Annotated in this window: 18 protein-coding genes; 4 read left to right on the forward strand and 14 right to left on the reverse strand. The window is 71.7% G+C overall.

From position 1 onward, the window contains the following. Positions 1–161: 161 nt before the first annotated feature. From ACZ60X_RS20050 to thyX, 3 genes are all read right to left on the reverse strand, one after another. Positions 162–1847 (reverse strand): ribonuclease J, encoded by a 1686-nt coding sequence (locus ACZ60X_RS20050; RefSeq protein WP_469600079.1) that lies wholly within the window; start codon positions 1845–1847, stop codon positions 162–164. A gap of 156 nt (positions 1848–2003) precedes the next feature. Continuing rightward, positions 2004–2903, reverse strand: coding sequence for a 4-hydroxy-tetrahydrodipicolinate synthase (dapA, locus tag ACZ60X_RS20055; RefSeq protein ID WP_469600081.1), 900 nt, complete (start codon positions 2901–2903; stop codon positions 2004–2006). 232 nt (positions 2904–3135) lie between these two features. Beyond that, complete coding sequence (gene thyX / locus ACZ60X_RS20060; RefSeq protein WP_469600083.1) at positions 3136–3864, reverse strand: FAD-dependent thymidylate synthase; 729 nt, start codon at positions 3862–3864, stop codon at positions 3136–3138. A 211-nt stretch (positions 3865–4075) separates the two neighbouring features. Between thyX and ACZ60X_RS20065 the strand changes: the two genes are divergently transcribed. After that, positions 4076–4312, forward strand: coding sequence for a hypothetical protein (locus tag ACZ60X_RS20065; protein WP_469600085.1), 237 nt, complete (start codon positions 4076–4078; stop codon positions 4310–4312). A 91-nt stretch (positions 4313–4403) separates the two neighbouring features. Further along, the gene (locus ACZ60X_RS20070; protein WP_469600088.1) at positions 4404–4958 is read left to right on the forward strand and encodes a hypothetical protein; all 555 of its coding nucleotides are present in this window, start codon (positions 4404–4406) and stop codon (positions 4956–4958) included. Positions 4959–5059: 101 nt separating this feature from the next. Here the strand turns inward: ACZ60X_RS20070 and ACZ60X_RS20075 are convergent, their stop codons facing one another. The 5 genes from ACZ60X_RS20075 to rpsO all read right to left on the reverse strand — a co-directional run bounded on the left by ACZ60X_RS20075 (position 5060) and on the right by rpsO (position 10537). Continuing rightward, positions 5060–5512, reverse strand: coding sequence for a hypothetical protein (locus ACZ60X_RS20075; protein ID WP_469600090.1), 453 nt, complete (start codon positions 5510–5512; stop codon positions 5060–5062). Between the two features lie 13 nt (positions 5513–5525). Next, positions 5526–6278, reverse strand: coding sequence for a 4-hydroxy-tetrahydrodipicolinate reductase (dapB, locus tag ACZ60X_RS20080; protein ID WP_469600092.1), 753 nt, complete (start codon positions 6276–6278; stop codon positions 5526–5528). 33 nt (positions 6279–6311) lie between these two features. Next, a complete protein-coding gene (locus ACZ60X_RS20085) occupies positions 6312–7691 on the reverse strand; it encodes a M16 family metallopeptidase (protein WP_469600094.1) in 1380 nt (459 codons plus the stop codon). Beyond that, entirely contained in the window at positions 7688–9910 is a 2223-nt protein-coding gene (locus ACZ60X_RS20090) for a polyribonucleotide nucleotidyltransferase (protein ID WP_469600096.1), read from the reverse strand. The genes ACZ60X_RS20085 and ACZ60X_RS20090 overlap by 4 nt, the downstream gene beginning before the upstream one ends. 339 nt (positions 9911–10249) lie before the next feature. After that, entirely contained in the window at positions 10250–10537 is a 288-nt protein-coding gene (gene rpsO, locus ACZ60X_RS20095) for a 30S ribosomal protein S15 (RefSeq protein WP_003997419.1), read from the reverse strand. A gap of 292 nt (positions 10538–10829) precedes the next feature. On the opposite strand from rpsO, the gene ACZ60X_RS20100 reads away from it, so the two are divergent. After that, positions 10830–11123, forward strand: coding sequence for a DUF397 domain-containing protein (locus tag ACZ60X_RS20100; RefSeq protein ID WP_469600099.1), 294 nt, complete (start codon positions 10830–10832; stop codon positions 11121–11123). Positions 11124–11198: 75 nt separating this feature from the next. Here the strand turns inward: ACZ60X_RS20100 and ACZ60X_RS20105 are convergent, their stop codons facing one another. Beyond that, positions 11199–12704, reverse strand: coding sequence for an outer membrane protein assembly factor BamB family protein (locus tag ACZ60X_RS20105; RefSeq protein ID WP_469600101.1), 1506 nt, complete (start codon positions 12702–12704; stop codon positions 11199–11201). A gap of 457 nt (positions 12705–13161) precedes the next feature. Continuing rightward, entirely contained in the window at positions 13162–14664 is a 1503-nt protein-coding gene (eccD, locus tag ACZ60X_RS20110; RefSeq protein WP_469600731.1) for a type VII secretion integral membrane protein EccD, read from the reverse strand. 312 nt (positions 14665–14976) lie between these two features. Here eccD and eccCa point away from each other — a divergent pair, with 312 nt between their 5' ends. After that, entirely contained in the window at positions 14977–18942 is a 3966-nt protein-coding gene (eccCa, locus tag ACZ60X_RS20115; protein WP_469600103.1) for a type VII secretion protein EccCa, read from the forward strand. Between the two features lie 80 nt (positions 18943–19022). Here eccCa and ACZ60X_RS20120 read toward each other — a convergent pair whose 3' ends face one another. From ACZ60X_RS20120 to ACZ60X_RS20135, 4 genes are all read right to left on the reverse strand, one after another. Continuing rightward, a complete protein-coding gene (locus tag ACZ60X_RS20120; protein ID WP_469600106.1) occupies positions 19023–21104 on the reverse strand; it encodes a protein kinase domain-containing protein in 2082 nt (693 codons plus the stop codon). Between the two features lie 43 nt (positions 21105–21147). Continuing rightward, entirely contained in the window at positions 21148–23382 is a 2235-nt protein-coding gene (locus ACZ60X_RS20125) for a protein kinase domain-containing protein (RefSeq protein ID WP_469600108.1), read from the reverse strand. 8 nt (positions 23383–23390) lie between these two features. After that, a complete protein-coding gene (locus ACZ60X_RS20130) occupies positions 23391–24362 on the reverse strand; it encodes a protein kinase family protein (RefSeq protein WP_469600110.1) in 972 nt (323 codons plus the stop codon). A gap of 110 nt (positions 24363–24472) precedes the next feature. Continuing rightward, positions 24473–24775, reverse strand: a complete 303-nt coding sequence (locus ACZ60X_RS20135) for a WXG100 family type VII secretion target (protein ID WP_469600111.1) — start codon at positions 24773–24775, stop codon at positions 24473–24475. Between the last annotated feature and the right edge of the window lie 33 nt (positions 24776–24808).

The raw sequence follows: 24808 nt of genomic DNA on the forward strand, positions 1-24808 counted from the left end.
TTTGTGGGTGTTGGGGGGGGGGGGGGGCGCCCCCCGGGGGGGGGGGGCCCGCCCCCCGGGCGGGGGGGGGGGGGGGGGGGGGGCGCCGCCCCGGGGGGGGGGGGGGGGCCCCCCCCCCCCCCCCCCCCCCCCCCCCGCTCAGGTCAGGCTCCGACGAGGCGTCAGACCTCCACGACCACCGGGAGGATCATCGGCCTGCGGCGATAGGTGTCCGAGACCCACTTGCCGAGGGTGCGCCGGACGAGCTGCTGGAGCTGGTGCGGCTCCACGACGCCGTCCTGGGCGGACTTCTCCAGCACCTCCGCGATCTTCGGCAGGACATCGGCGAAGGCCGAGTCCTCGATGCCGGAGCCGCGGGCCTGGACGTGCGGGCCGCCCGTGATCTTGCCGGTGGAGGCGTCCACGACCACGAAGACCGAGATGATGCCCTCGTCGCCGAGGATCTTGCGGTCCTTGAGGGCCGGCTCGCCGACGTCGCCGACGGAGAGGCCGTCGACGTACACGTAACCTGCCTGGACCTTGCCGGAGATCTTGGCCTTGCCCTCGACCAGGTCGACCACCACGCCGTCCTCGGCGATGACGATCCGGTCGTGCGGGACGCCCGTGAGCGCTCCCAGCTCGGCGTTGGCGCGCAGATGGCGCCATTCGCCGTGCACCGGCATCAGGTTCTTCGGGCGGCAGATGTTGTAGAAGTACAGCAGTTCGCCCGCCGAGGCGTGGCCGGATACGTGCACCTTGGCGTTGCCCTTGTGCACGACGTTGGCGCCCCATCGGGTCAGGCCGTTGATCACGCGGTAGACCGCGTTCTCGTTGCCCGGGATGAGGGAGGACGCCAGGATCACCGTGTCGCCCTCGATGATGCGGATCTGGTGGTCGCGGTTGGCCATCCGCGACAGGGCCGCCATCGGTTCGCCCTGGGAGCCCGTGCAGACCAGGACCACCTCGTGGTCGGGGAGGTCGTCCAGTGTCCTGACGTCGACCACCAGGCCCGGCGGCACCTTCAGATAACCGAGGTCGCGGGCGATGCCCATGTTGCGGACCATGGAGCGGCCGACGAAGGCGACCCGGCGGCCGTACTCGTGGGCGGCGTCGAGAATCTGCTGGATGCGGTGGACATGGCTGGCGAAGCTCGCCACGATGATCCGCTTGCGGGCGCTCGCGAACACCTGGCGCAGGACGTTGGAGATGTCCCGCTCGTGCGGTGTGAAGCCCGGGACCTCGGCGTTCGTGGAGTCGGTGAGGAGGAGGTCGATGCCCTCCTCGCTGAGCCGTGCGAACGCGTGCAGGTCGGTGAGTCGGTTGTCCAGCGGGAGCTGGTCCATCTTGAAGTCGCCGGTGTGCACGACCATGCCGGCGGGGGTGCGGATCGCGACGGCCAGGGCGTCCGGGATGGAGTGGTTGACGGCGACGAACTCGCAGTCGAAGGGGCCGATGCGCTCGCGGTTCCCCTCGGCCACCTCCAGGGTGTACGGCCGGATCCGGTGCTCCTGAAGCTTGGCCTCGATCAGCGCGAGGGTCAGCTTCGAGCCGATCAGCGGGATGTCCGGCTTCTCGCGGAGCAGGAACGGGACACCGCCGATGTGGTCCTCGTGGCCGTGCGTGAGGACGATGCCCTCGACGTCGTCGAGGCGGTCCCGGATGGACGAGAAGTCCGGCAGGATCAGGTCGATTCCGGGCTGCTCCTCCTCGGGGAAGAGCACTCCGCAGTCGACGATCAGCAGGCGGCCGCCGTACTCGAAGACCGTCATGTTTCGGCCGATCTCGCCGAGACCGCCGAGCGGGGTGACCCGCAGGCCGCCGGTGGGGAGCGGCGGGGGCGAGCCGAGTTCGGGATGCGGATGACTCAAAAGACTCTCCTCAACCATGCGCGCCACGTACCGGTCGGGCACGTGGCGCGCATGACGTTCGTGCAGAAGCAGTTGTCGTTGTGGGGTGCAGGCACCGGTGGCCCGCGTCTTCTGTTGTTCTTCAGTTGTGAAGCCCGTGTGGTGCCAAGTCTGTTGTCAGAGCTGTACCCCGCCGGCGGCAAGATCGATCTTGAGTTGGGCGATCTCCTCGGGCGAGCACTCGACCATGGGCGAGCGCAGCGGCCCGGCGGGCAGGCCCTGGAGGGCGAGGGCGGCCTTGGTGGTCATGACGCCCTGGGTGCGGAACATGCCCGTGTAGACCGGGAGCAGCTTCTGGTGGATCTCGGTGGCCTTGACGACGTCGCCGGAGACGTACGCGTCGACGAGGGCGCGCAGGTCGGGGGTGACGAGGTGGCCGACGACCGAGACGAAGCCGACCGCGCCCACGGAGAGCAGCGGGAGGTTCAGCATGTCGTCGCCGGAGTACCAGGCGAGGCCCGACCGGGCGATGGCCCAGCTGGCGCGGCCGAGGTCGCCCTTGGCGTCCTTGTTGGCGACGATCCGCGGGTGCTCGGCGAGCCGGACGAGTGTCTCGGTGTTGATCGGGACGCCGCTGCGGCCGGGAATGTCGTAGAGCATGACCGGCAGACCGGTGGCGTCGGCGACGGCCGTGAAGTGGCGGTACAGGCCCTCCTGCGGGGGCTTGTTGTAGTACGGCGTGACGACCAGGAGGCCGTGGGCACCGACGCGCTCCGCCTCGCGGGCCAGCTCGATGCTGTGGTGCGTGTCGTTGGTGCCGACACCCGCGACCACGTGGGCACGGTCGCCGACCGCCTCCAGTACGGCTCGTACCAGGTCCGCTTTCTCCGCGTCGGTGGTGGTGGGGGACTCGCCGGTGGTGCCGTTGATGATCAGGCCGTCGTTGCCTGCGTCCACCAGATGGGCGGCGAGCCGCTGCGCGCCGTCGAGGTCGAGTGCGCCGTCCGCCGTGAAGGGCGTGACCATGGCGGTGAGGACCCGCCCGAAGGGGGTCTGCGGAGTCGAGGTCGGAGCCATGGGTAACACGCTACTCGGTGCTCCATGCGGGGTCTGCCCTCGGGGGGCCGGGAAAGTCAGGACAAATATGGAGCCCGGCACTGCCTGCTCGGGGGTTCAAGCAGTGCCGGGTCCGTTTGATCAGGCTAGATGAACTTCTCTAAATGCCGCAATACGGACACTTCGCCCGGCTGATCCGTACATCCGTTCCGGGAGGCGGACCAGGGCATCGCAGGTCGTCGACGGCCCTGGGCTACGGGGCGACCCGGCCGTTCGCGTTGAAGGCGGCGTACGTCAGCGGCATGAGGCCGGCCCACTCCGCCTCCATCTTCTCGCCGACCATCTCGATCTCACGCTGCGGGAAGGACGGCACCCTGGCCAGCTCGTGCTGGGTGCGCAGGCCGAGGAAGTGCATCAGGGAGCGGGCGTTGCAGGTGGCGTACATCGAGGAGTACAGGCCGACGGGGAGCACCGCGCGGGCGACCTCGCGGGCGACGCCCTCGGCGAGGAGCTTCTGGTAGGCCGCGTACGCCTGCTCGTAGGACTCGGCCAGGGTGCTGCTCACCGTCTCGTGCTGGGCCGGGGTGCCCTCGACGAAGACGTACTTGCCGGGACGGCCCTCCTGGACCAGCTTGCGGTCGGCGCCGGGGACGTAGAAGACGGGCTGCAGCTCGCGGTAGCGCCCCGACTCCTCGTTGTACGACCAGCCGACGCGGTGCCGCATGAACTCGCGGAAGACGAAGATCGGGGCGCTGATGAAGAAGGTCATCGAGTTGTGCTCGAACGGGCTGCCGTGCCGGTCGCGCATCAGGTAGTTGATCAGGCCCTTGGAGCGCTCGGGGTCCTTCTTCAGCTCGTCCAGGGACTGCTCGCCGAGCGTGGAGACGCGGGCGGCGAAGAGGACGTCGGCATCCGACGCGCTGGACTTCACGAGCTCGACGGTGACGTCACTGCGCAGGGTGAGCGACTCGGGGGTGGTCACAGGGGTCCTTCCCTCACTTCTTCAGGTTCGCGCCCACTGTACGGTGCGCCTCTGACAGTCCCGCCCCGTGACCGTGCCGCGACGTTCCGCGATCCCGCCCGTGATTTTTTCGGACATGGGCACCTTTTCCCTCACTCGATCGTCTGTACCGGTGAGACCTGCTCGTTCGACCCGAATGCGACGAGACGACCCGAGAGGAGAGGTGCCTGCCATGTTCCGTCGGCGTGAGCCCGTGCCGTTCGCCTTCCTGGCCGAGGCGGAGCGGTTCCGCAGCAATGTCGCTCCCCCGCCGCGCCAGCGGGCGTCGGCCGGGCAGATGGCCGGGCGCTGGCTGCTGGGCCTCACCGTCGTCGCCGGGCTCATAGGCTCGCTCATCCTCGGCATGCCGGCGCTGTCCACTCCGTCCGGTACGCCCGTGCAGCATTCGCAGGCCTCTCAGGGGCACTGACCCCCTTACGGCCGTCCAAGGGTGGTGGGCGGGAACACGTCCGGATAGCCTCACCGGGCACAGCCCAGCAAGGAACGAGTGAGGACCAGCCGTGCCCCTGCCCTTCCTGACGGCCGACCGCACCTTCGAGGCCGGTTCCGAGAGCGCGCTGCCCTACGACGACCGGGAGCGCTGGCGGCGGCCCTACCGTCCCGGTCCCTGGCGGGTGGGTGTGGCGGCGCTGGTGCTGCTGCTCGCCTCGTTCGTGCTGTTCGCCGCGATCGTCACCGCGCTGGCCGGTTCGCCGTCCTCCGCCGTTGCGGTCCTCGTCACCGGGCTGGTGGTGATCGCCGGCGCGCTGCGGATGCTGCGCATGGGCGTGTGGGTGAGCGGGCGCGGGCTGCGCCGCGTCGGCTTCCTGGTGACGCGTACGGTGCCGTGGGCGCGGGTGCTGTCCGTGCGGACGGCGCAGCGGCCGGTGCGCTGGCTGGGGCTTCCCCGGACGGTGCAGGGGCAGGCGCTGACGCTCGTACGCGAGGACCGGCCGACCGAGGACACGGCGCCGCTGCTCACCACGCACACGCTGGACTTCCTGAACCGCCCGGCCGCGTTCGACCGGGCCGCGGACGCGGTGGAGGCGTGGGCGGCGGAGTACGGGCGCGGCTGAGCGCCGCGAGGCACCGCCCCCGCGGGGTGCCGCCGCGCCCGCCCGTGCCGCCCGAGCGGCACGACCGCCCGCAGCAGCGCAGGGCGTACGGCCGGCCGCTTTCACACCTCGGCGGACCTGCCCTCGTGCAGGGCGATGGCGCGTTGCATGGCCTTGCGGGCGCGGGGGGTGTCCCGGGCGTCGTGGTAGGCGATGGCGAGGCGGAACCAGCAGCGCCAGTCGTCCGGGGTGGCCTCCGTCTCGGCCTTGCGCTTGGCGAACACCTCGTCGGCGGAGTCGCGGTCGATCCGGCCGGAGGGAAGGCGCCGCAGTTCGTCGACGGGCAGGCCGCCCTCGGCGTCCAGTTCGGCGGCGAGGGCGTTGGCCTTGCGGACGAACTGGGTGTTCTTCCACAGGAACCACAGGCCGATGACCGGCAGGATCAGCACCGCCACGCCGAAGGTGACGGTGAGGACCGTGCCGGACTGGATGAGCATCACGCCACGGCTGCCGACCAGGACGAAATAGAAGACCAGGACGGCGGCCGTGACGAGGTAGGTGATCTTCGCGCGCATCGCAGGGGCTGTCTCAGCTCAGGTCCAGGAAGTGTTCCAGGCCGAAGGTCAGGCCCGGGGTGGTGACGACTCGGCGGGCGCCGAGCAGGATGCCCGGCATGAAGCTGCTGTGGTGCAGGGAGTCGTGGCGGATGGTGAGGGTCTCGCCCTCGCCGCCCAGCAGCACCTCCTGGTGGGCCAGCAGGCCGCGCAGGCGGACGGCGTGCACCGGAATGCCGTCGACGCTGGCACCCCTCGCGCCCTCCAGTGCCGTCTCCGTGGCGTCCGGCGCCGGGGCCGTACCGGCGGCGCGGCGGGCCTCGGCGATCAGCTGGGCGGTGCGGGTGGCCGTACCGCTCGGGGCGTCCACCTTCTTCGGGTGGTGCAGCTCGACGACCTCGACGGACTCGAAGTACGGCGCGGCGATCTGCGCGAACTTCATGGTGAGGACGGCGCCGATGGAGAAGTTCGGCGCGATGAGCACGCCGGTCTCCGGGGAGGCGGCGAGCCACTCCCGCAGCCGCGCGAGGCGCTCCTCGGTCCAGCCCGTCGTGCCGACGACGGCGTGGATGCCGTGGCGCACGCAGTAGTCGAGGTTGCCCATGACCGAGTCGGGGGTCGTCAGCTCGACGGCGACCTGGGCGCCGGTCTCCGCCAGGGTCTCCAGCTGGTCCCCGCGGCCGAGGGCGGCGACCAGCTCCATGTCCTCGGCGGCCTCGACCGCCTTGACGGCCTCGGAACCGATCCGGCCCTTGGCACCGAGGACCGCCACGCGCAGCTTGCTCATCTCTTGCTTCCTTGTCGGAGTGACCGGGAGTGTTCAGGCGACGGCGTCGTGCAGCCGTGCGGCCTGCTTGTCCTTCAGCGGGCCGATGACCGACAGCGACGGGCGCTGTCCCAGGATGTCCCGGGCGACCGCGCGGACCTCGTCCGGGGTGACCGCGGCTATCCGGTCCAGCATGTCGTCGACGGACATCTGCTCGCCCCAGCACAGCTCGCTCTTGCCGATGCGGTTCATCAACGCGCCGGTGTCCTCCAGGCCGAGGACGGTGGAACCGCGGAGCTGGCCGACGGCGCGGGCGATCTCGTCGTCCGTGAGGCCGTTGGCTGCGACGTGGTCGAGTTCGTCGCGGCAGATCCTCAGCACGTCGTGCACCTGGCTGGGCCGGCAGCCGGCGTACACGCCGAACAGGCCGCAGTCGGCGAAGCCCGAGGTGTACGAGTACACGCTGTAGGCCAGGCCGCGCTTCTCCCGGACCTCCTGGAAGAGGCGGGAGGACATGCCGCCGCCGAGGGCGGTGTTGAGCACGCCCATGGCCCAGCGGCGGTCGTCGGTGCGGGCGAGGCCGGGCATGCCGAGCACGACGTGCGCCTGCTCGGTCTTGCGGCCGAGCAGTTCGACCTTGCCGGAGGTGCGGATCGTACGGCGCCCGTGGCGGGGGGAGACCGGCTGCGCGTCGGGGTTCTTGAGGGCGCCCGCCTTCTCGAAGGCCGCGCGGACCTGGCGTACGACCTTGTTGTGGTCGATGTTGCCGGCGCAGGCGACCACGAGGTGGGTCGGGTCGTAGTGCTTCTTGTAGAAGCGGCGGATGCGGTCGGCGGTGAGGGCGTTGACCGTGTCGACGGTGCCGAGGACCGGGCGGCCGAGGGCGTTGTCGCCGAACATGGTGTGCGCGAACAGGTCGTGCACACAGTCGCCGGGGTCGTCCTCGGTCATGGCGATCTCTTCGAGGATCGCGCCGCGCTCGACGTCGACGTCGTCCGCCAGGATCAGCGAGCCGGTCAGCATGTCGCAGACGACGTCGATGGCGAGCGGCAGGTCGGTGTCGAGCACGCGCGCGTAGTAGCACGTGTACTCCTTCGCCGTGAACGCGTTCATCTCGCCGCCGACGGCGTCGAGGGCGGCGGAGATGTCCAGCGCGCTGCGCCTGGCCGTGCCCTTGAAGAGCAGGTGCTCCAGGTAGTGCGTGGCGCCGTTCAGGGCCGGGGTCTCGTCGCGGGAGCCGACGTGCGCCCAGATGCCGAAGGTCGCGGAGCGGACCGAGGGCAGGGTCTCGGTGACGATGCGCAGGCCGCCCGGAAGGGTGGTCTTGCGGACCGTGCCGATGCCATGGGTGCCCTTGATCAGGGTTTGGGTACGGGCGACGGCCCGCGCCTCCGAAGAGGGGCGGGCCGTCACCTTGGAGCTACGGGACGTCACTGCTCGGCGTCGTCCTTCTGAGTGTCGTCAGAGCCTTCCTCGCCCTCGATCACGGGGACCAGGGAGAGCTTGCCGCGGGAGTCGATCTCGGCGATCTCGACCTGGACCTTCTGGCCCACACCGAGGACGTCCTCGACGTTCTCCACGCGCTTGCCGCCGGCGAGCTTGCGGATCTGCGAGATGTGCAGCAGACCGTCCTTGCCGGGCAGCAGGGAGACGAACGCACCGAAGGTGGTCGTCTTGACGACAGTGCCCAGGTAGCGCTCGCCGACCTCGGGCATCGTCGGGTTGGCGATGCCGTTGATCGTGGCGCGGGCGGCCTCCGCCGAGGGGCCGTCGGCGGCGCCGATGTAGATCGTGCCGTCGTCCTCGATGGTGATCTCGGCGCCCGTGTCCTCCTGGATCTGGTTGATCATCTTGCCCTTGGGGCCGATGACCTCACCGATCTTGTCGACCGGGATCTTGACGGTGATGATCCGCGGGGCGTGCGGGCTCATCTCGTCGGGCCGGTCGATGGCCTCCATCATCACGTCGAGGATGTGCAGGCGGGCGTCGCGGGCCTGCTTGAGGGCCGCGGCCAGGACGGAGGCCGGGATGCCGTCCAGCTTGGTGTCGAGCTGGAGGGCGGTCACGAAGTCCTTCGTGCCGGCGACCTTGAAGTCCATGTCGCCGAAGGCGTCCTCGGCACCGAGGATGTCGGTGAGGGTGACGTAGTGCGTCTCGCCCTCGATCTCCTGGGAGATCAGGCCCATGGCGATACCGGCGACCGGGGCCTTCAGCGGCACACCGGCGTTCAGCAGCGACATGGTGGAGGCGCACACCGAGCCCATGGACGTCGAGCCGTTGGAGCCGAGGGCCTCGGACACCTGGCGGATCGCGTAGGGGAACTCCTCGCGCGTCGGCAGCACCGGCACGAGCGCGCGCTCGGCGAGGGCGCCGTGGCCGATCTCGCGGCGCTTCGGGGAGCCGACGCGGCCGGTCTCACCGGTGGAGTACGGCGGGAAGTTGTAGTTGTGCATGTAGCGCTTGCGGGTCACCGGGGAGAGGGTGTCCAGCTGCTGCTCCATGCGGAGCATGTTGAGGGTGGTGACGCCCAGGATCTGGGTCTCGCCACGCTCGAACAGCGCGGAGCCGTGCACCCGCGGGATGGCCTCGACCTCGGCGGCCAGCGTGCGGATGTCGGTGACACCGCGGCCGTCGATGCGCTTCTTCTCCTTGATGACGCGCTCGCGGACCAGGGTCTTGGTCAGGGAGCGGTACGCGGCGGAGATCTCCTTCTCGCGGCCCTCGAACTCCGGCAGGAGCTTCTCGGCGGCGAGCGCCTTGACGCGGTCCAGCTCGGCCTCGCGCTCCTGCTTGCCGGCGATGGTGAGCGCCTGGGCCAGCTCGGGCTTGACCGCGGCGGTCAGCGCCTCCAGGACGTCGTCCTGGTAGTCGAGGAAGATCGGGAACTCGCCGGTCGGCTTGGCGGCCTTGGCGGCGAGGTCCGACTGGGCGCGGCAGAGCACCTTGATGAAGGGCTTCGCGGCCTCCAGACCGGCGGCGACGACCTCCTCGGTCGGCGCCTCGGAGCCGCCGTCGACCAGCTTGATGGTCTTCTCGGTGGCCTCGGCCTCGACCATCATGATCGCGACGTCGCCGTCCTCCAGGACGCGGCCCGCGACGACCATGTCGAAGACGGCGTCCTCCAGCTCGGTGTGGGTCGGGAAGGCGACCCACTGACCGCGGATCAGCGCGACGCGGACGCCGCCGATCGGGCCGGAGAACGGCAGGCCGGCCAGCTGCGTGGACGCGGACGCGGCGTTGATCGCCACGACGTCGTACAGGTGGTCGGGGTTGAGCGCCATGACCGTGCAGACGACCTGGATCTCGTTGCGCAGGCCCTTCCTGAAGGACGGGCGCAGCGGGCGGTCGATCAGGCGGCAGGTGAGGATGGCGTCCTCGGAGGGGCGGCCCTCACGGCGGAAGAAGCTGCCGGGGATCTTGCCGGCGGCGTACATCCGCTCCTCGACGTCCACCGTCAGCGGGAAGAAGTCGAGCTGGTCCTTGGGGTTCTTGGAGGCGGTGGTGGCCGACAGCACCATGGTGTCGTCGTCCAGGTAGGCCACGGCGGAGCCGGCGGCCTGCTTGGCCAGGCGGCCCGTCTCGAAGCGGATGGTGCGGGTGCCGAAGGAGCCGTTGTCGATGACGGCCTCGGCGTAGTGGGTCTCGTTCTCCACTAGCGTTTTCTCCGTTACGTATCGTCTTTCGTCCCTTGGCTGCCCGTGTGGCAGGGGGACTGTGGCGGAGAAGCGCGCCGTCTGGTGCGGGCCGGTCTTCGATCGAAGCACCCGGGGCTCGCTTCCCCCCGGGGGCCACTACCGAGGACCGGCGGCGGCGAGGTGCGCTTCTCCTCGTTCTTTGTCGTGCGTTTCGTGTCGTGCTTGATGCGTTGTGCTACCACACTACAAAGCGTGTGTGACACTCCGCACGTTTCTCTGCATACGGCAAAGTGATCTCCGTATACGGCAAAGGGAGCGGTCCCCGAGTCCTTCGGGAACCGCTCCCTTCACGGCGTCTTACTTGGCGCCCGCCGCACCGCGGCGGATGCCGAGGCGGTCGACCAGCGCACGGAAGCGCTGGATGTCCTTCTTCGCCAGGTACTGGAGAAGGCGGCGGCGCTGACCGACGAGGATCAGCAGGCCACGACGGGAGTGGTGGTCGTGCTTGTGGGTCTTGAGGTGCTCGGTCAGGTCGGAGATCCGACGGGACAGCAGAGCGACCTGGACCTCGGGGGAGCCGGTGTCACCCTCCTTGGTACCGAACTCGGCGATGATCTGCTTCTTCGTAGCGGCGTCGAGCGACACGCGTACTCCTCAATAGTCTGTTGAGTGCCATCGAGTGCCCCCGGTCTACGTCTCGGGGGAGCTTCCGTTACTCGGGAGGCGGGGATCCGCTGGGCGCGGCCACCAGAACCGCAGTGCTATCTGCGGCGATCCGGGGGCGCGTACACAAACGGCCGTCAGCCAGGGTACCAGGAGGTGACGGGCGCCGTTCCCACGGTCCGCACAGGGCCGGCGAACCGCCCGGCCGGGACCCCGGGGGCCACTAGGGTGAGCGCCGCGAGACAAACGTACGCCGGGAAGGGGTCGCTGCACGATGGCGGAGACGGAAGCGGAGATCAAGGCGCGCAAGGAGCGGGAGCGGGACGAGCTGTACGCGCTCGACATCTCGGGCGTCGAGTGGCACTGCGCCCCGGGCACCGAGGAGCACGAGGAGCGGGTCGAGATCGCGTACCTGCCCGAGGGGGCGGTGGCGATGCGCTCCTCCCTCGACCCCGACACGGTGCTGCGCTACACCGAGGCGGAGTGGCGCGCGTTCGTGCTGGGGGCGCGGGACGGCGAGTTCGATCTGGAGCCCACGGAGCGCAACGGGGGGCTCGCCGCGCAGTGAGCGGTGGGTGACCCGCGGGAGACGCGAAAAGGGGGCGGCACGCGCGCGTGCCGCCCCCTTTTCGCATGCTGGTCGTCAGTGCTTCAGGCCCGCACTGCCCACTCCGATCACGGACAGCACCGGGTCCTTCGGATGGACGTCGGCGCGTTCGAGGATGCGGCGGGCGAAGAAGGCGTGGCCCTGTTCGTAGAGGATGTCGGACTGGTCCGGGGCGCTGAGTTCCCCGTTCTCGTCGGGGAGGTGGAACAGGAGGTACGGGGTCTCCTTGCCGGTCCGGGGGTTCCAGTCGGCCATCGCCGCGGGTTGCACGTCGTCGTCGCTGCGGCGGTAGACGATCAGGCCGTCGCCGTTCGCGCGGACGGGGAGGACCGGCTGGAAGGGGCGGCCCTCGAACGTGGCGGCGGGCGTGCCCTTCTTCGTGTCGAAGGCCGTGATGTGGTTGGCAGGCTTGCCGATGTCCTGTTCGCCGTCGTCGCTCATGACGAAGACGCGGTCCCGGCCGGCCACGATGCCGTAGCACTTGTCGACGACGCCGAAGAAGGGGCCGGGGTACATGGTGTCGTCGCAGCCGGACTTGTAGCCCCGCATCGAGATGGTGGCCAGCCGGCGGCCGCTTCGCGGGTCCAGGGTCAGCAGGTCCGTGACCACGGTGTCCCCCGCCTCGACGGCGAGTACGGGCGGGTCGGCGGAGGGCAGGTAGACGCCCTGGATGCCGTTGCTGACCGAGTACCGCCACAGCACCTTGCCGGTGCGGGGGTCGAGCTTCTCCACCCGGTAGGTGGCGCTGCCGGAGTCGCCGCACCTGACGAGGACCAGCATGGCGCGGCCGCCGGCGAAGCCCGTGTCATGGCACTGGGAGGTGGCGAGGGTGGTGTTCCACAGCTGCTTGCCGCCGGCCATGTCGTACGCCACCGAGCCCGAGTCCCAGGCGACGGCCACCACACCGCGGGTCAGGGCGATGTCGGTGTTGGTGACGTAGGCGAAGTCCGCCGCGGGCATCGTGCGCTGCCAGAGCTTCTTGCCCGTGCCGAGGTCGACCATGAGGACCTCGTCGCAGACGCCGTTCTTGCCGGAGGACTTGGCGCGCGCCGGCTGGACGACGACCGCGGTCCGGCCGTCGGCGGTGACGTCGTGACTGACGGCGCAGACATGGCCGTCGAGTTCGAGGGTCCACGCGGTCGCGTCGTAGTCGACGTCGGGGGAGATCCTGTAGCCCTCGATGCGGTTGGCGACGGCCCGCGCGAGGATCTTGCCGGTGGCCCAGGTGCCGGGCGCGTACCGCTGCTGCTTGCCGGTGAGGTGGCCCTCGTTGTGCTGGACGACGACCTGGCCCTCCGGTGAGCCGGGGGGCTTCTCCGGCGTCTCGCGTACGGCGTCGGGGGCCTGCCCGGCCGCCTTGGCGTCGGTCCGTCCCTTCGGGTGGCCGGCCGAGTGGTACCAGAACAGGCCCCCGCCGAGGCCCAGTACGGCGACCACCAGGACGGTGACCGCGCCGAGGACGCGTCGGCGACGCCTGGCCCGCAGCCGCTCCGCCGCCAGCGCGGAGTGGGTGTATATCGACGGAGGCGGGCCGAAGCTCACGCTGAGGGGTCCTTTCGCGGGTGGGAGTGAGGTGCGGGGCGGAGTGAGCGGCTGCGCGGGTGCGCGGGTGAGGGCGGTGCGCCGACCGGTGGCCTGGCGTTCCGTCCGGTGGGGACGCGTACCGCGGCCGCGCTCCCGGCGGCCCGGAAGCGGCGGCGACGACGGTGCGCAGGCGGCGCGGACCTGAGTGGACCGCGGGTCGGGGAACCGGGCGGGGACCCGGGGCGGGTCAGGGACGCGGCCGCCTCGGCGCACCTGCGACGCTCCGGCGGCACCCGCCCGCGCTTCCCCGCGCCGCCTCCCCGACGGCGCGGGTCGGCCGAAGCGGCCCTCGGCGGTGCGCCGGAGCGAGGGGGAGCCCGGTGCGACGCCGGGCGCGGCACCCCCCGGTCGCCGGGTACCGACCGCCCCCGCGCACCGCGGTGAACGCCGTGGACCGCTCAGGCGCCGGAACCGCTCACTTGCTCGTCATCGCGCGCGCGGTCGCGTACACGTCGAAGACCGCCAGGGCGAGCGGGATGAGCGTCAGCAGGACGAAGCCCTCGCAGATCTCCAGGAAGCGGCCCCAGAAGGGGGTAAGGCCGCCGCGGGAGAGGATCAGGCCCAGCGCGGTGACGACGGCGGTGGCCGCGGCGATGACGGCGATCAGCCAGATGGTGCGGACGTCGAGGTCGGTGCGGTTGCCGGTCAGGGCCTCGCGCACCGCCTTCTGCGGTGGGTTGAGGGCGAGGCCCAGCCCGAGCAGGACCAGGCAGGACAGGCCGGCGGCGAGCACGGGGGCGACCTGGGCGGTGTACCGGAAGAGCCCGGCGCGCATCAGCATCGCCACGGCGGTGGCCAGCGCGAGCAACTGGGCCCAGATACCGTCGGAGAAGCCCAGCACCGCCGAGGCGCCGACGGCCAGCAGCGCGCAGCCGCCGACCAGGCCGACGAGGAGTTCGTGGCCGCGCCGGGCCTGCGCCTCGATCCGCTCGGTGTCCACGGGCTCCGGCGCCGCCGTCTCGGTGCCGTAGGCGGAGCGCGGGGTGTTGCTGCTGGGGTTCTCGAAGCCGATCGGCAGCCGGGCGAAGCGCATCGACATGCCGGGCAGGAACGCGAGGGCGCCGACGGCGACCGGGGCGCACACGCCGGCCATCTCGGTCGCGGACCAGTGGGTGAGGGTCGCGACGAAGACGACGACCAGGGTGACGGCCGAGGCGAACACGAACGCGACGAACGGGCCGTCGCCGTGCGGGGAGCTGAGGGCGAGGAACAGGGCGGCGACGAGGACGGCCGCGCACGCCAGCAGGAACTGCAGTCTGCCGATGCCCTCCCCGCCGCTCAGCGGCAGCAGACCGCTGCCGGCGACGCCGATGTTGGGCAGCGCGCCGAGCCCGAGGGCGATGGCCGAGCCGCGGTCGTCGTAGACGCGGGCGCGCACGGCGGAGAGGACGACCAGGAGGATGCCGGTGACGGCGGCGAGGATGCCGGCGAGGCCGTGCATGTCGTGGCGCGGGTCGGCGGTCCAGGCGACGAACGCGAGCAGCGCCGGCAGTACGCCGCCGCCGACGAGGCCCGCGGCCCGGGTGAGGTCGCCGCTCCACAGCTTGTGCTGCCTGGTGACGGCGGCGGCGACGGCCTCGGAGACGTCGTCGAAGACGGCCGGCGGCAGGGACTCCGCGAACGGGCGCAGGGTGAGCAGTTCGCCGTCGAGAATGCGCTGGGCGGCGAAGGAGCGGGCGCTGTCCAGCACGGTGCCGTCGGTGCGGACCAGGTGGTAGCCGACCGGTGCGCCCGCCTCGGGGCTCTGCCGGGACAGCCGGAGGATCTCCGGATAGAGGTCGGCGACCGGGACGTCGTCGGGCAGTGCCACGTCGATACGGCTGTCCGGCGCGACGATGGTGACCCGGCAGAAGCCGAGTCCGGTGCCGGACCCGGAAGGCGCTCCCGTCCCGGGTCCGCCGGTGGCGGCGGCCGTCATGCTCACCTGCTGCTCCCCCTCAGTGGTGGTGGTGCGTCTACTTCGTGAAGGTCTCGTGCCGGTCAGCCCCGAGGGCGGCGGCACGGGCGCCCTGCGGCCGGATTCCGGCGCAACCTCACCGTGACGTCTACCTCGACATCAAGGGGTTTGCCCCGGCTTGTCCGGCTCGTTCGGCGTGTGCTCACGCGAACACCCGGCACCCTACCGCTCACCCGTCCGCCGTGAACTCAGTAGGATCACGCGGCGGCCTGCGCTCGCCGGACACGGGGCGGCGGGCGGAAAGCCTGGGTCGGGCAAGGGAATTGGTGAGCAGTGAGCCAGATTGTCGTCAAGCGCCCAGCTAGGGCGCTTCCGTCCGAAGTGCCCACGGAAGAGGTCGTTGTCCAGCCACCGCCCGAACTGCCGCGGGGGCATCAGGAGAGCGTGCTGATGCAGCTGCTGCCCACGCTGGGCATGGGCGGCTCGGTGGTGTTCTTCTTCACGAACGGTCAGCCGTTCATGAAGATCATGGGCATGATCATGATCGCCTCGACGGTGGCGATGTCCATCGCGATGGTGGTCCGGTTCCGCCGGGGCTCCCAGGGCCAGCTGGCCGACATGCGCCGCGACTACCTCGGCTACCTGTCGCAGACGCGCAAGTCCGCCGTGGCGACGGCGAAGAGGCAGCGGGACGCGCAGTACTACCTGCACCCCTCACCGGAGCAGCTGTGGGCACTGGTCGCCGAGGGCAGCCGGGTGTGGGAACGGCGGCCGGGCGACGAGGACTTCGCGCACGTACGCGTGGGCCTCGGCCCGCAGCCGCTCGCCACCCCGCTCATCGCGCCGGAGACGGGACCGGTCGAGCAGCTGGAGCCGCTCACCGCGGGCGCCATGCAGCGCTTCCTCGCCACGCACGGCAGCGTCGGCGATCTGCCGATGGCGGTGTCCCTGCGCGCCTTCTACCACGTCACGCTCAGCGGTGAGCCGCAGTCCGTACGTGCCTCCGCCCGCGCGCTGGTCGGCTCGCTCGCCTCGCTGCACTCCCCCGAGGACCTGGTCGTCGCGGTGGCCGCCGGGCGCGAGGCGCTGCCGCACTGGGACTGGGCGAAGTGGCTGCCGCACGTGCAGGCGCCCGGCGCGGTGGACGGCGCGGGCAGCCGACGGCTGATCAGCGGCGACCCGCGCGAGCTGGAGGACCTGCTGTCCACCCGGCTCACCGGCCGCCCCCGCTTCCACCCCACCGCGGCCCCCCTGCTGGACGAGCCGCACATCGTCCTCGTCCTGGACGACATCTCCCTGCTGCCGGACTCGGTGCTCGCCAACCCCGAGGGCCTGCAGGGCGTCACGATCGTCGAGGTCGTGGCCGGCGAACTCAACGCCGCGGGCGGCGAGCTGTCCGTCGTCGTCCAACCGGGCCTGCTGCGCCTGGAGTCCGGGCACGGCGAGATCTACGAGGGCACCCCGGACGGGCTCTCCCACGAGTCCGCCGAGGCACTGGCCCGCCAACTCGCGCCGCTGCGCGTGGGCACGGGCGGCGACGACGGCGAACCGCTGCTCGCCAACCTGGAGTTCACCGACCTCCTCGGCCTCGGTGACGCGGCCTCCGTCGACACCAAGCGGACCTGGCGGCCGCGTGCCCTGGCGGAACGCCTGCGCGTGCCGATCGGCCTCGGCGAGGACGGCCGCCCCGTCATGCTGGACCTCAAGGAGGCCGCCCAGGAGGGCATGGGCCCGCACGGCCTGTGCGTCGGCGCGACCGGTTCCGGCAAGTCGGAGCTGCTGCGCACCCTGGTGCTGGGCCTCGCGGTCACCCACTCCTCCGAGACCCTGAACTTCGTCCTCGCGGACTTCAAGGGCGGTGCGACCTTCGCCGGCATGGCGCAGATGCCGCACGTCGCGGCCGTCATCACCAACCTGGCCGACGACCTCACCCTGGTCGACCGCATGGGCGACTCGATCCGCGGCGAGCTGAACCGCCGCCAGGAGATGCTGCGCGACGCGGGCAACTACGCCAACATCCACGACTACGAGAAGGCACGCGCGGCCGGTGCGCCGCTGCAGCCGATCCCCTCCCTCGTCCTGGTGATCGACGAGTTCAGCGAACTGCTGACCGCCAAGCCGGACTTCATCGAGATGTTCGTGCAGATCGGCCGGATCGGCCGTTCGCTGGGCGTGCACCTGCTGCTCGCCTCGCAGCGGCTGGAGGAGGGCCGGCTGCGCGGCCTGGAGACGTACCTGTCGTACCGCATCGGCCTTCGGACCTTCTCGGCGGCCGAGTCCCGGGCGGCACTCGGCGTCCCCGACGCCTACGAACTGCCGAACGTCCCCGGGTCCGGCTTCCTGAAGTACGGCACGGACGAGATGGTCCGCTTCAAGGCGGCGTACGTCTCCGGCGTCTACCGCTCCGGCGGGCAGCGCGCGCCCCTGGCGGGCGGCCGGCTGCCGGTGGACCGGCGCCCGGTGCTGTTCACGGCCACCGAGGTGCCGGTGCAGTACACGGCCGTCCCCCGGCAGCGCACCGAGCAGGCACCCGCGGTGGACGAGGCTCTGGCCGACACGGTCCTCGACGTCATCGTGCGCCGGCTGGAGGCCCAGGGCCCGGCGGCCCACCAGGTGTGGCTGCCGCCGCTGGAGAGCCCGCCGTCGCTGGACGCCCTGCTGCCCGGCCTCGCCGCGGTCCAGGGCCGCGGCCTGACCCAGCCGAACTACGAGGGCGCCGGCCGCCTCGTCGTCCCGGCCGGCCTCGTGGACAAGCCGTACGAGCAGCGCCGCGACCGCCTGATGCTCGACTTCTCGGGCGCGGCCGGCCACATGCAGGTCATCGGCGGCCCGCAGTCCGGCAAGTCGACCCTGCTGCGTACCCTGATCTGCTCCTTCGCGCTCACCCACACCCCGCACGAGGTGCAGTTCTACGGCCTGGACTTCGGTGGCGGCGGCATGGCCGCGCTGGACGGCCTGCCGCACGTGGGCGGCATCGCCTCCCGCCTCGACCCCGAACGCGTCCGCCGCACGGTCTCGGAGGTCTACGGCGTCCTGACCCGCCGCGAGGAGTACTTCCGCTCGGCCGGCATCGCCTCGATCGCCGACTACCGCACCCGCCGCGCCCGCGGCGAGATCTCGGTGACGGACCAGCCCTGGGGCGACGTCTTCCTGGTCATCGACGGCTGGGGCAACTTCCGCACCGACTACGAGGGCCTGGAACCGGTGGTGCTGGACCTCGCCGCCCGCGGCCTGGGCTACGGCATCCACGTGGTCATCACGGCGTCGCGCTCGATGGAGGTCCGGGCCAACCTCAAGGACCACCTCATGAACCGCCTGGAGCTGCGCCTGGGTGACGTCATGGACTCGGAGATCGACCGCAAGGTGGCCGCCAACGTCCCCGCGGGCGTCCCCGGCCGCGGTCTGTCCCCGCAGAAGCTGCACTTCATGGCGGCGGTGCCGCGCATCGACGGCCTGACCTCCGACACCGACCTCGCCGAGGCCACGGCCGCGCTGACCACCGAGGTCAGCCGCCACTGGCAGGCGCCGGGCGCACCGAAGGTACGGCTGCTGCCGCGCCAGCTGGAGGCCGTCGAACTCCCGCCGGGCGACCGCCTCCCGCAGCGCGGGATCGCCTTCGCGCTGGACGAGGAGAACCTGGAGCCGGTGTTCCTGGACTTCGAGCAGGACCCGTTCTTCCTCGTCTTCGGCGAGAGCGAGTCCGGCAAGTCCAACCTGCTGCGCCTGCTGATCAAGCAGCTGTCCCTGCGGTACGGCGGCGACGAGGCGAAGTTCTTCGTCGTCGACAACCGCCGCTCCCTGCTGGACGTCACCCCGGCCTCGCACCTCGCCGAGTACATCCCGATGTCCAGCCAGATGGACCACCACATGGCGGCCCTGGCCGACCTCATGCAACGCCGTACCCCGACCGCCGACGTCACCCCGCAGCAGCTGCGGGAGCGCAGCTGGTGGCGCGGCCCGCAGGTCTTCGTCGTCATCGACGACTACGACCTCGTCTCCACCTCCAGCGGCAACCCGCTCGCCGGCCTGACGGAAATGCTCCCCTTCGCCCGCGACGTCGGCGTCCGCTTCGTCATCGCCCGCTCCTCCGCCGGCGCCGGCCGCGCCGCCTACGAGCCCTTCATGCAGCGCATGCGGGAACTCGGCGCCCAGGGCATCGTCCTCGCCGGCGACCCCGGAGAGGGCGACATCCTGGGCGGCGTCCGTCCGCGCCCGATGCCGGCGGGCCGCGGTGTCTTCGTGTCACGCAAGAGGGGGAAGCCGTTGGTGCAGACGGGGTTGGTGGATGTGGAGTACTGAGGTGTCCCGCCCGGGGCTGTGAACACGCCGGGTGCGGCGGTCGGTTCGACCGCCGCACCCGGCGTGTTCGGCGAGGACGGTCAGAAGACGGGCAGTGCGACCAGAGCGTTGTCGGCCGTGGCGAAGGCTCGGTTGCCGCCGACCGCGAGCTTGACGTCGAAGCTCCAGCGGGGATTGTAGGACCACATGTCGGCGCCGTCCTCGGCTCTCACGGCGCGCACCGTGGAGCCGTCGTACTCCTCGTCGACCGCCCAGACCCCGGTGCCCTGCAGCAGGACCTGCCCCTGTGCGTTTCCGGCGGCCGAGAGCCAGCCCTTTTGCCCCTTGCGCAGGGCGAGCCGTTCGGTCCAGCCCTTGATGGTGGCGTACACGGAATCGGCGGAGACGCCGGGCGGCCCCCATTCCGATCCGGCCTCCATGGGGTCCGTACCCGTCCAGACCTCCTTGCCGTCCGACATTCTCCGGGCGGTCAGCGTCCTGCCGTTGAGGTAGACCACACCGCTGCGGGTCACCGGCACGAGCTGCTCCTGCTTCGCCTGGTCGTACAGCGTCCACAGCGTGCGGCCGGCCCCGGTGCCCACCGCGAGCGCGTGTCCGCTCGTCGTCGTGACGACCAGTACCCCGCTGTCGGCCGCGCCGTGCGGGTACACGCCGGTCCGGAACCGCTCCGGCAACGACACCGTCCAGCGCACCCCCGCGTCGGACCGGCGCACCGAGCGCAGCCGGTGGTCCTTCGTCAGGACGTACACCGCCTCCTCGTCCGCGGCCAGCAGTGCCGCGGCATCGGCCTTCGCCGTCCACTTGGGCTCGCCCGTGGACGGGACGAAGGTGTGCAGCGTGCCTTGTTCGCCGACGGCCACGAGCAGCCGGTCGGAGAGTGAGAGACAGCCGCCGGACAGCTCCGCGTCGGTGGTCTGCCAGCGGCGTCTGCCGTCGACGACGTTGTACGCCGCGATGCCGCCCGACTTGGCAGCGGTGATGACGACGTCCCGGATCGGCAGCGGCGCCGGCGCACGGGCGGCCACCGCCGCGTCGTGTGTCCAGAGCGGCTTCACGGGCTCACCGACGATGAAGTCGCCGTCGTCGGCCGACAGAAGGCGCGCCGCCGGTGTCGGCACCGCGGGCGGAATGGTGAACAGGTCCTTCCGGCTCGATCCGCCGCCACGCAGCAGCCACCAGCCCGTGCCGCCGGTCGCCGCGAGCAGGGCGCCGCCGGCCGCGAACCCGGTGAGCAGGCTTCTGCGGCTCGGCCCCGCCACGGCGTGCGTCGTCGACAGCGGTGCGGTCAGGTCCCGTATCTCCCGCTCTCGCTCCCTGATCGCATCGGCCACGGGCCCGCGCTTCCACGCCCCGCCGGACTTCCCGGACCGGGCGAAGGCGCCGGCGATCTGCTCGGGGGCGGGCCTGCCCGCCGCCCCCTTCGCGAGGCACGGGGCGATCAGGGCATGCTGCTCGGGCGGGAGACCGTGCAATCGCGGTTCACCGTGGACGACCTGGTACTGGACCGTGGCGACATGGGTGCCGTCGAACGCCCGGTGCCCGGTGGCCGCGTACACCAGGACGGCACCGAGGGAGAAGACGTCGGCGGCAGCGGTGACCCGACGGCCGAGCACTTGCTCGGGGGCGCCGTAGCCGGGGGTGACGGGTATCTGCCCGGTGGTGGTGAGTGTCAGGCCGTGCTCGGGACGTGCGATGCCGAAGTCGATGACCCGCGGGCCGTTCGATGTGAGCACGATGTTGGGCGGTTTGAGGTCGCGATGGACGAATCCGGCGGCGTGGATGTCGCGCAGGGTGAGGGCGACGGAGGCGGCCAGGGCGCGCAGTTGCACACCGTCCAGCGGGCCGAGCCGGTCCACGATCTGCTCCAGGGTCGGCCCGGCCAGGAACTGCGTGGCGATCCACGGCCGTCCGCCCTCGGTCTGCGCGCCCAGCACCGCCGCCACGCCCGGGCTCCGCACGGCCGCGGCCGCCAGCGCCTCACGCACGAACCGCTGGGCCAGGCCCGTGTCGTGGGCGAGTTCGGGCCGCAGCACCTTCACGGCGGCGACGGTGCCGGCGTGGTCCTGGCCGACGTACACCTTGCCCATGCCGCCCTCGCCCAGCACCCCGAGCAGTCGGTACGGGCCCAGCCGGATCGGATCACCGGTCCCCAGCGGTCTCATCGCTTGTCACTTCCTCCTCTTGCGCCTTCCCGCGGCGGGCGGCTCACCGCAGCGGGAAGGCCGCGAGGAAATGGCCGCCCAGCGCGATGATCTCCCCCGCCTTCTCGTGCATCATGAAGCGGTCCGCGCTGGTCCGGTACGAACGGGCCGGGGCACGGGACGACAGATCGATCGCCCACAGCCGTGAACCGCGTTTGCTGTACGCGTAGTCGCGGCCGATCACCGGCGCGGCCCCGAGATCCGCGCCGGCCCCCTGCCCGCCCTTTTCCCGCCACATGACGCGCCCGCTCGCGGAGTCGAAGGCGACGAGCCCGGACCCCTTCTCGACGGCGTACACGGTGCCGTCCCGCAGCGCCGGAAGCCCATGGACGCGCCCCGGCCGTTCGGACGCGGAGTCCCAGGCCACACCGCCGTCGCGAAGCCGCAGCGCCGTGAGCCGCCCGGCCCCCACGTACAGGTGGTGCGCGTCGGTGACGAGGGGCTGCTGCCGTACGCGGCCGGGAGCGACGCCGTCCAGCGCGCGGTCCCAGCGGACGGTACCCGTACGGGTGTCGCGTACGACGGCGTGCACACTGCCGTCGTTCGCTTCCTGGAGGGTCACCAGCAGGCTCCCCACGACCGAGGCGGCGACGATGTGCAGGTGCGGGACCTTCTGGCGTCGGCCGGCCAGCGGTGCCGTCCACAGCCGCTTGCCGGTGGCGATGTCGACGGCGAGCACGTACCAGGACTGCGAGGCGAGGAAGCCGAAGGAGAACGGGCCGCGCCCGACGACCGCGTACGCAACCCCGTCGGCGGTGCACAGTGCCTGGTTCAGCGGGAGGCCGTTGAGGTCGGCGAACTGTGCGAAAGGTTTCTGCACCGTGCCGGTGTGGACGTCGACCGTGGTCAGGGCCAGCGGCCTCGCATGGGACGCGTCGGTTCCGGTGTAGTGGTCGTCCACGGTCGTCACCATGATGATGCGGTCGGCGTCGGCGGCCACCTGCCAGGGCATGTTCGCGTCGTCCGACTTCCAGCGGCCCTTCCCGCTCTGCGCGAGGACACCGCTGAGGTTGTTGCCCTCCATGAGCACGACCCGGTCGGCGACGGCGCTCAACGGCGTGGGAAAGGAGGCCAACGGCTCGTCGGGGAAACCCGCGTTGTACGGGTCGATGACCTGGATCTGCCAGGTGGAGTCCCGTTCCTTCTCGGGAAGCACGCTGTTGCCGGGCCCGGGCGCGGGCTGTGTCCTCGGGCCACCGGCCCACTCGTCCCAGGCCCACGCCCCGGCCGTCCCGGCGGCCGCGACGCCCAGCGCGGCGCCGCCCCCGGTGAGCAGCAGACGGCGCCGCGACCATCGCGCGGGGACGGCCGTCGCCGCCGGGCCCGGTTGCCCGGCCGGGGCCGGCAGCCGCTGCGGCGTGACCTGCCACACCTCGGTGGCCCGCCGTGCGATGTCGGCCAGGAGCGCGTCCGGCAGGTGGTCGGCGAACTCGCCTGTTCCGTCGTGCAGTCGGGCGGCCAGCCATGCGGTCGTCGGCCGCCGGAACGGGTTCTTGTCCAGACACCGCGCGAGCACCGGCACCAGGCCGTCCGGCACACCGCCCAGGTCCGGCTGGGCGTACTGCACCCGGTACAGCAGATCCGCCGTCCGCCCGTGGCCGAAGGGCGGGCGCCCGGTGGCGGCGAAGACGAGTACCCCGGCCAGCGCGAAGACGTCACCCGCGGCCGTGTGCTCCTGCCCGCTCGCCTGCTCCGGCGACATGAACGCGGGCGTACCGACGGCGGCCCCGACCCGCGTGAGCCGGTCGTCCCCGGCCGCCCGGGCGATGCCGAAGTCGATGACCTTGGGCCCGTAAGCCGTGACGAGGATGTTGGACGGCTTGAGATCGCGATGCACGACATCGGACGCGTGCAGCTGCCCCAGCGCCCCGCACAAGGCCGCCCCCAGCGCCCGTACCGACACCTCGGGCAGCGGACCGCACAGCTCCACGGCCTCGTCGAGGGGAGGGCCGAGCACGTACTCGGTGGCCAGCCAGGGCGTCCGGGCCCGCGGATCCGCGTCCACCACCCCGGCCCCGAAGCGCTCCCCCACGACCCGTGCCGCGTCGGCCTCCAGCCGGAAACGGGTGCGGAAGGCCGGGTCGGAGGCGATGCGGGCGTGCATCGTCTTCAGCGCCACGGTACGACCGCCCGTGGTGCGGGCGAGGTAGACGGTGCCCATGCCTCCGCTGCCGAGGCGGGCGAGCGGGCGGTACGGGCCGAGGGCTTGCGGGTCGTCGTGGGTGAGAGGGGAGAACATGGCCGTCGTCAGTTCGGGTCGGAGTGCGGGCGAGGCGTGAGGGATGGGGCCCGGGGTGCCACGGGCGGCTCCCCCGCGGTGATGTCCGCGGTGAGGACCGCGGCGGACTGATGGGCGAGGGCGGCGATCACCCGTCCGGGGAGCCAGCCGGGGCCGAGCAGCGCACCGCCGCCCCGGGCAGCCGTGACACCGCCCAACGAGCCGCTCACTTCGGCCGGTTGAGGCCGGGCACCGGGATCGCGCGCGAGGCAGCGGGTGGTGATCTCGCGCAGGGCGGCCGGGATCTCCTCCCGCTCCGGTGCCGTGTGACCGGTGGCGGCATAGGCGAGCACCGCTCCGAGGGCGTACACATCGCCCAGGGGCCGCGGGCGTCCGCCCGACGCCTGCTCCGGAGGCAGACTCCCCGCCTCCAGCCCCGGCAGCCCGGACCGCGCCGTACCGTCCGGGGCGGCCGCGCGCACCGCGCCGTAACAGGAGAGCCGGGGCCCGTCGGCGGCGAGGAGTACGGCCGCCGGTGACACACCGGCGAAGGCCAGGCCCTGACCGTGAAGAACGGCCAGCGTCTCGGCGACGGCCGCGCCCAGCGCGCGCACGGTCCGCTCGGGCAGCGGGCCACCGTGTACGGCGAGGGCGGTGGGCAGGGGCAGGAGCGGGAGGTACGGCGTGGCGTACCACGCCGGCTCGCCCGGACCGGCGACGGCGGTGACGGGCAGGACGCAGGAACCGAGGAGACGCCGAGACGCCTCGGCCTCCGCGAGGAAGCGCTGGGGGGCGCGGCCGGGCCGCGGAAGGGAGAGGAGGACCGTGTGCTGTCCGTCGCTACTGCGGGCGACGTACCGCCGTTCGGGGACGGGCACCTTGGTATGGGGATCGTCCAGCGCGGTGATCAGGCGATAGGGACCGGCCTCCCGCCGCGCCCTCGCGGCTCCGCCCGTGCCCTCCCCGGCAGCAACGTCCCTCGCGCCCCCTGTGGCGTGCATTCCCTGCCCTGTTTCTTCGGTTCTGCCGGCGCGTTCCCGGGCACGACAGGGGGTGGGCACCCTCCGTGCGCGCCCACCCCGCTGCCGCGATGTACGACCGTCCCGGCCGCTTACATGAAGTAGCTGGCGGCCTTCTTGTCGCCGCCCATGTAGTCACCGCCGGCGGCGTGCACCGCGCGGCCGATGGCGACGAGGGCCTCGTGGATGCCGCGGGCCTCGCGGTCCCACGCGGCCTGCTGCTGGACGTACGTCTGGTGGGCCTCGCCCTCCCACATGCTGGCGACGTGCTCGACCTTGTGCTTGATGGCCTCAAGGCCGGCCTCAAGCTGCTTGGCCTGCTGACCGATCTGAGTCGCCATGTCGTCGAGGCGGCCGTAATGGACTTCCGTCACACCGTTGTTCTGGGCGCTCATGATTCCTCCGTTGCTGAGAAGTGGTGGGATGGC

The organism is Streptomyces sp. NPDC104106 (genome assembly GCF_055584345.1).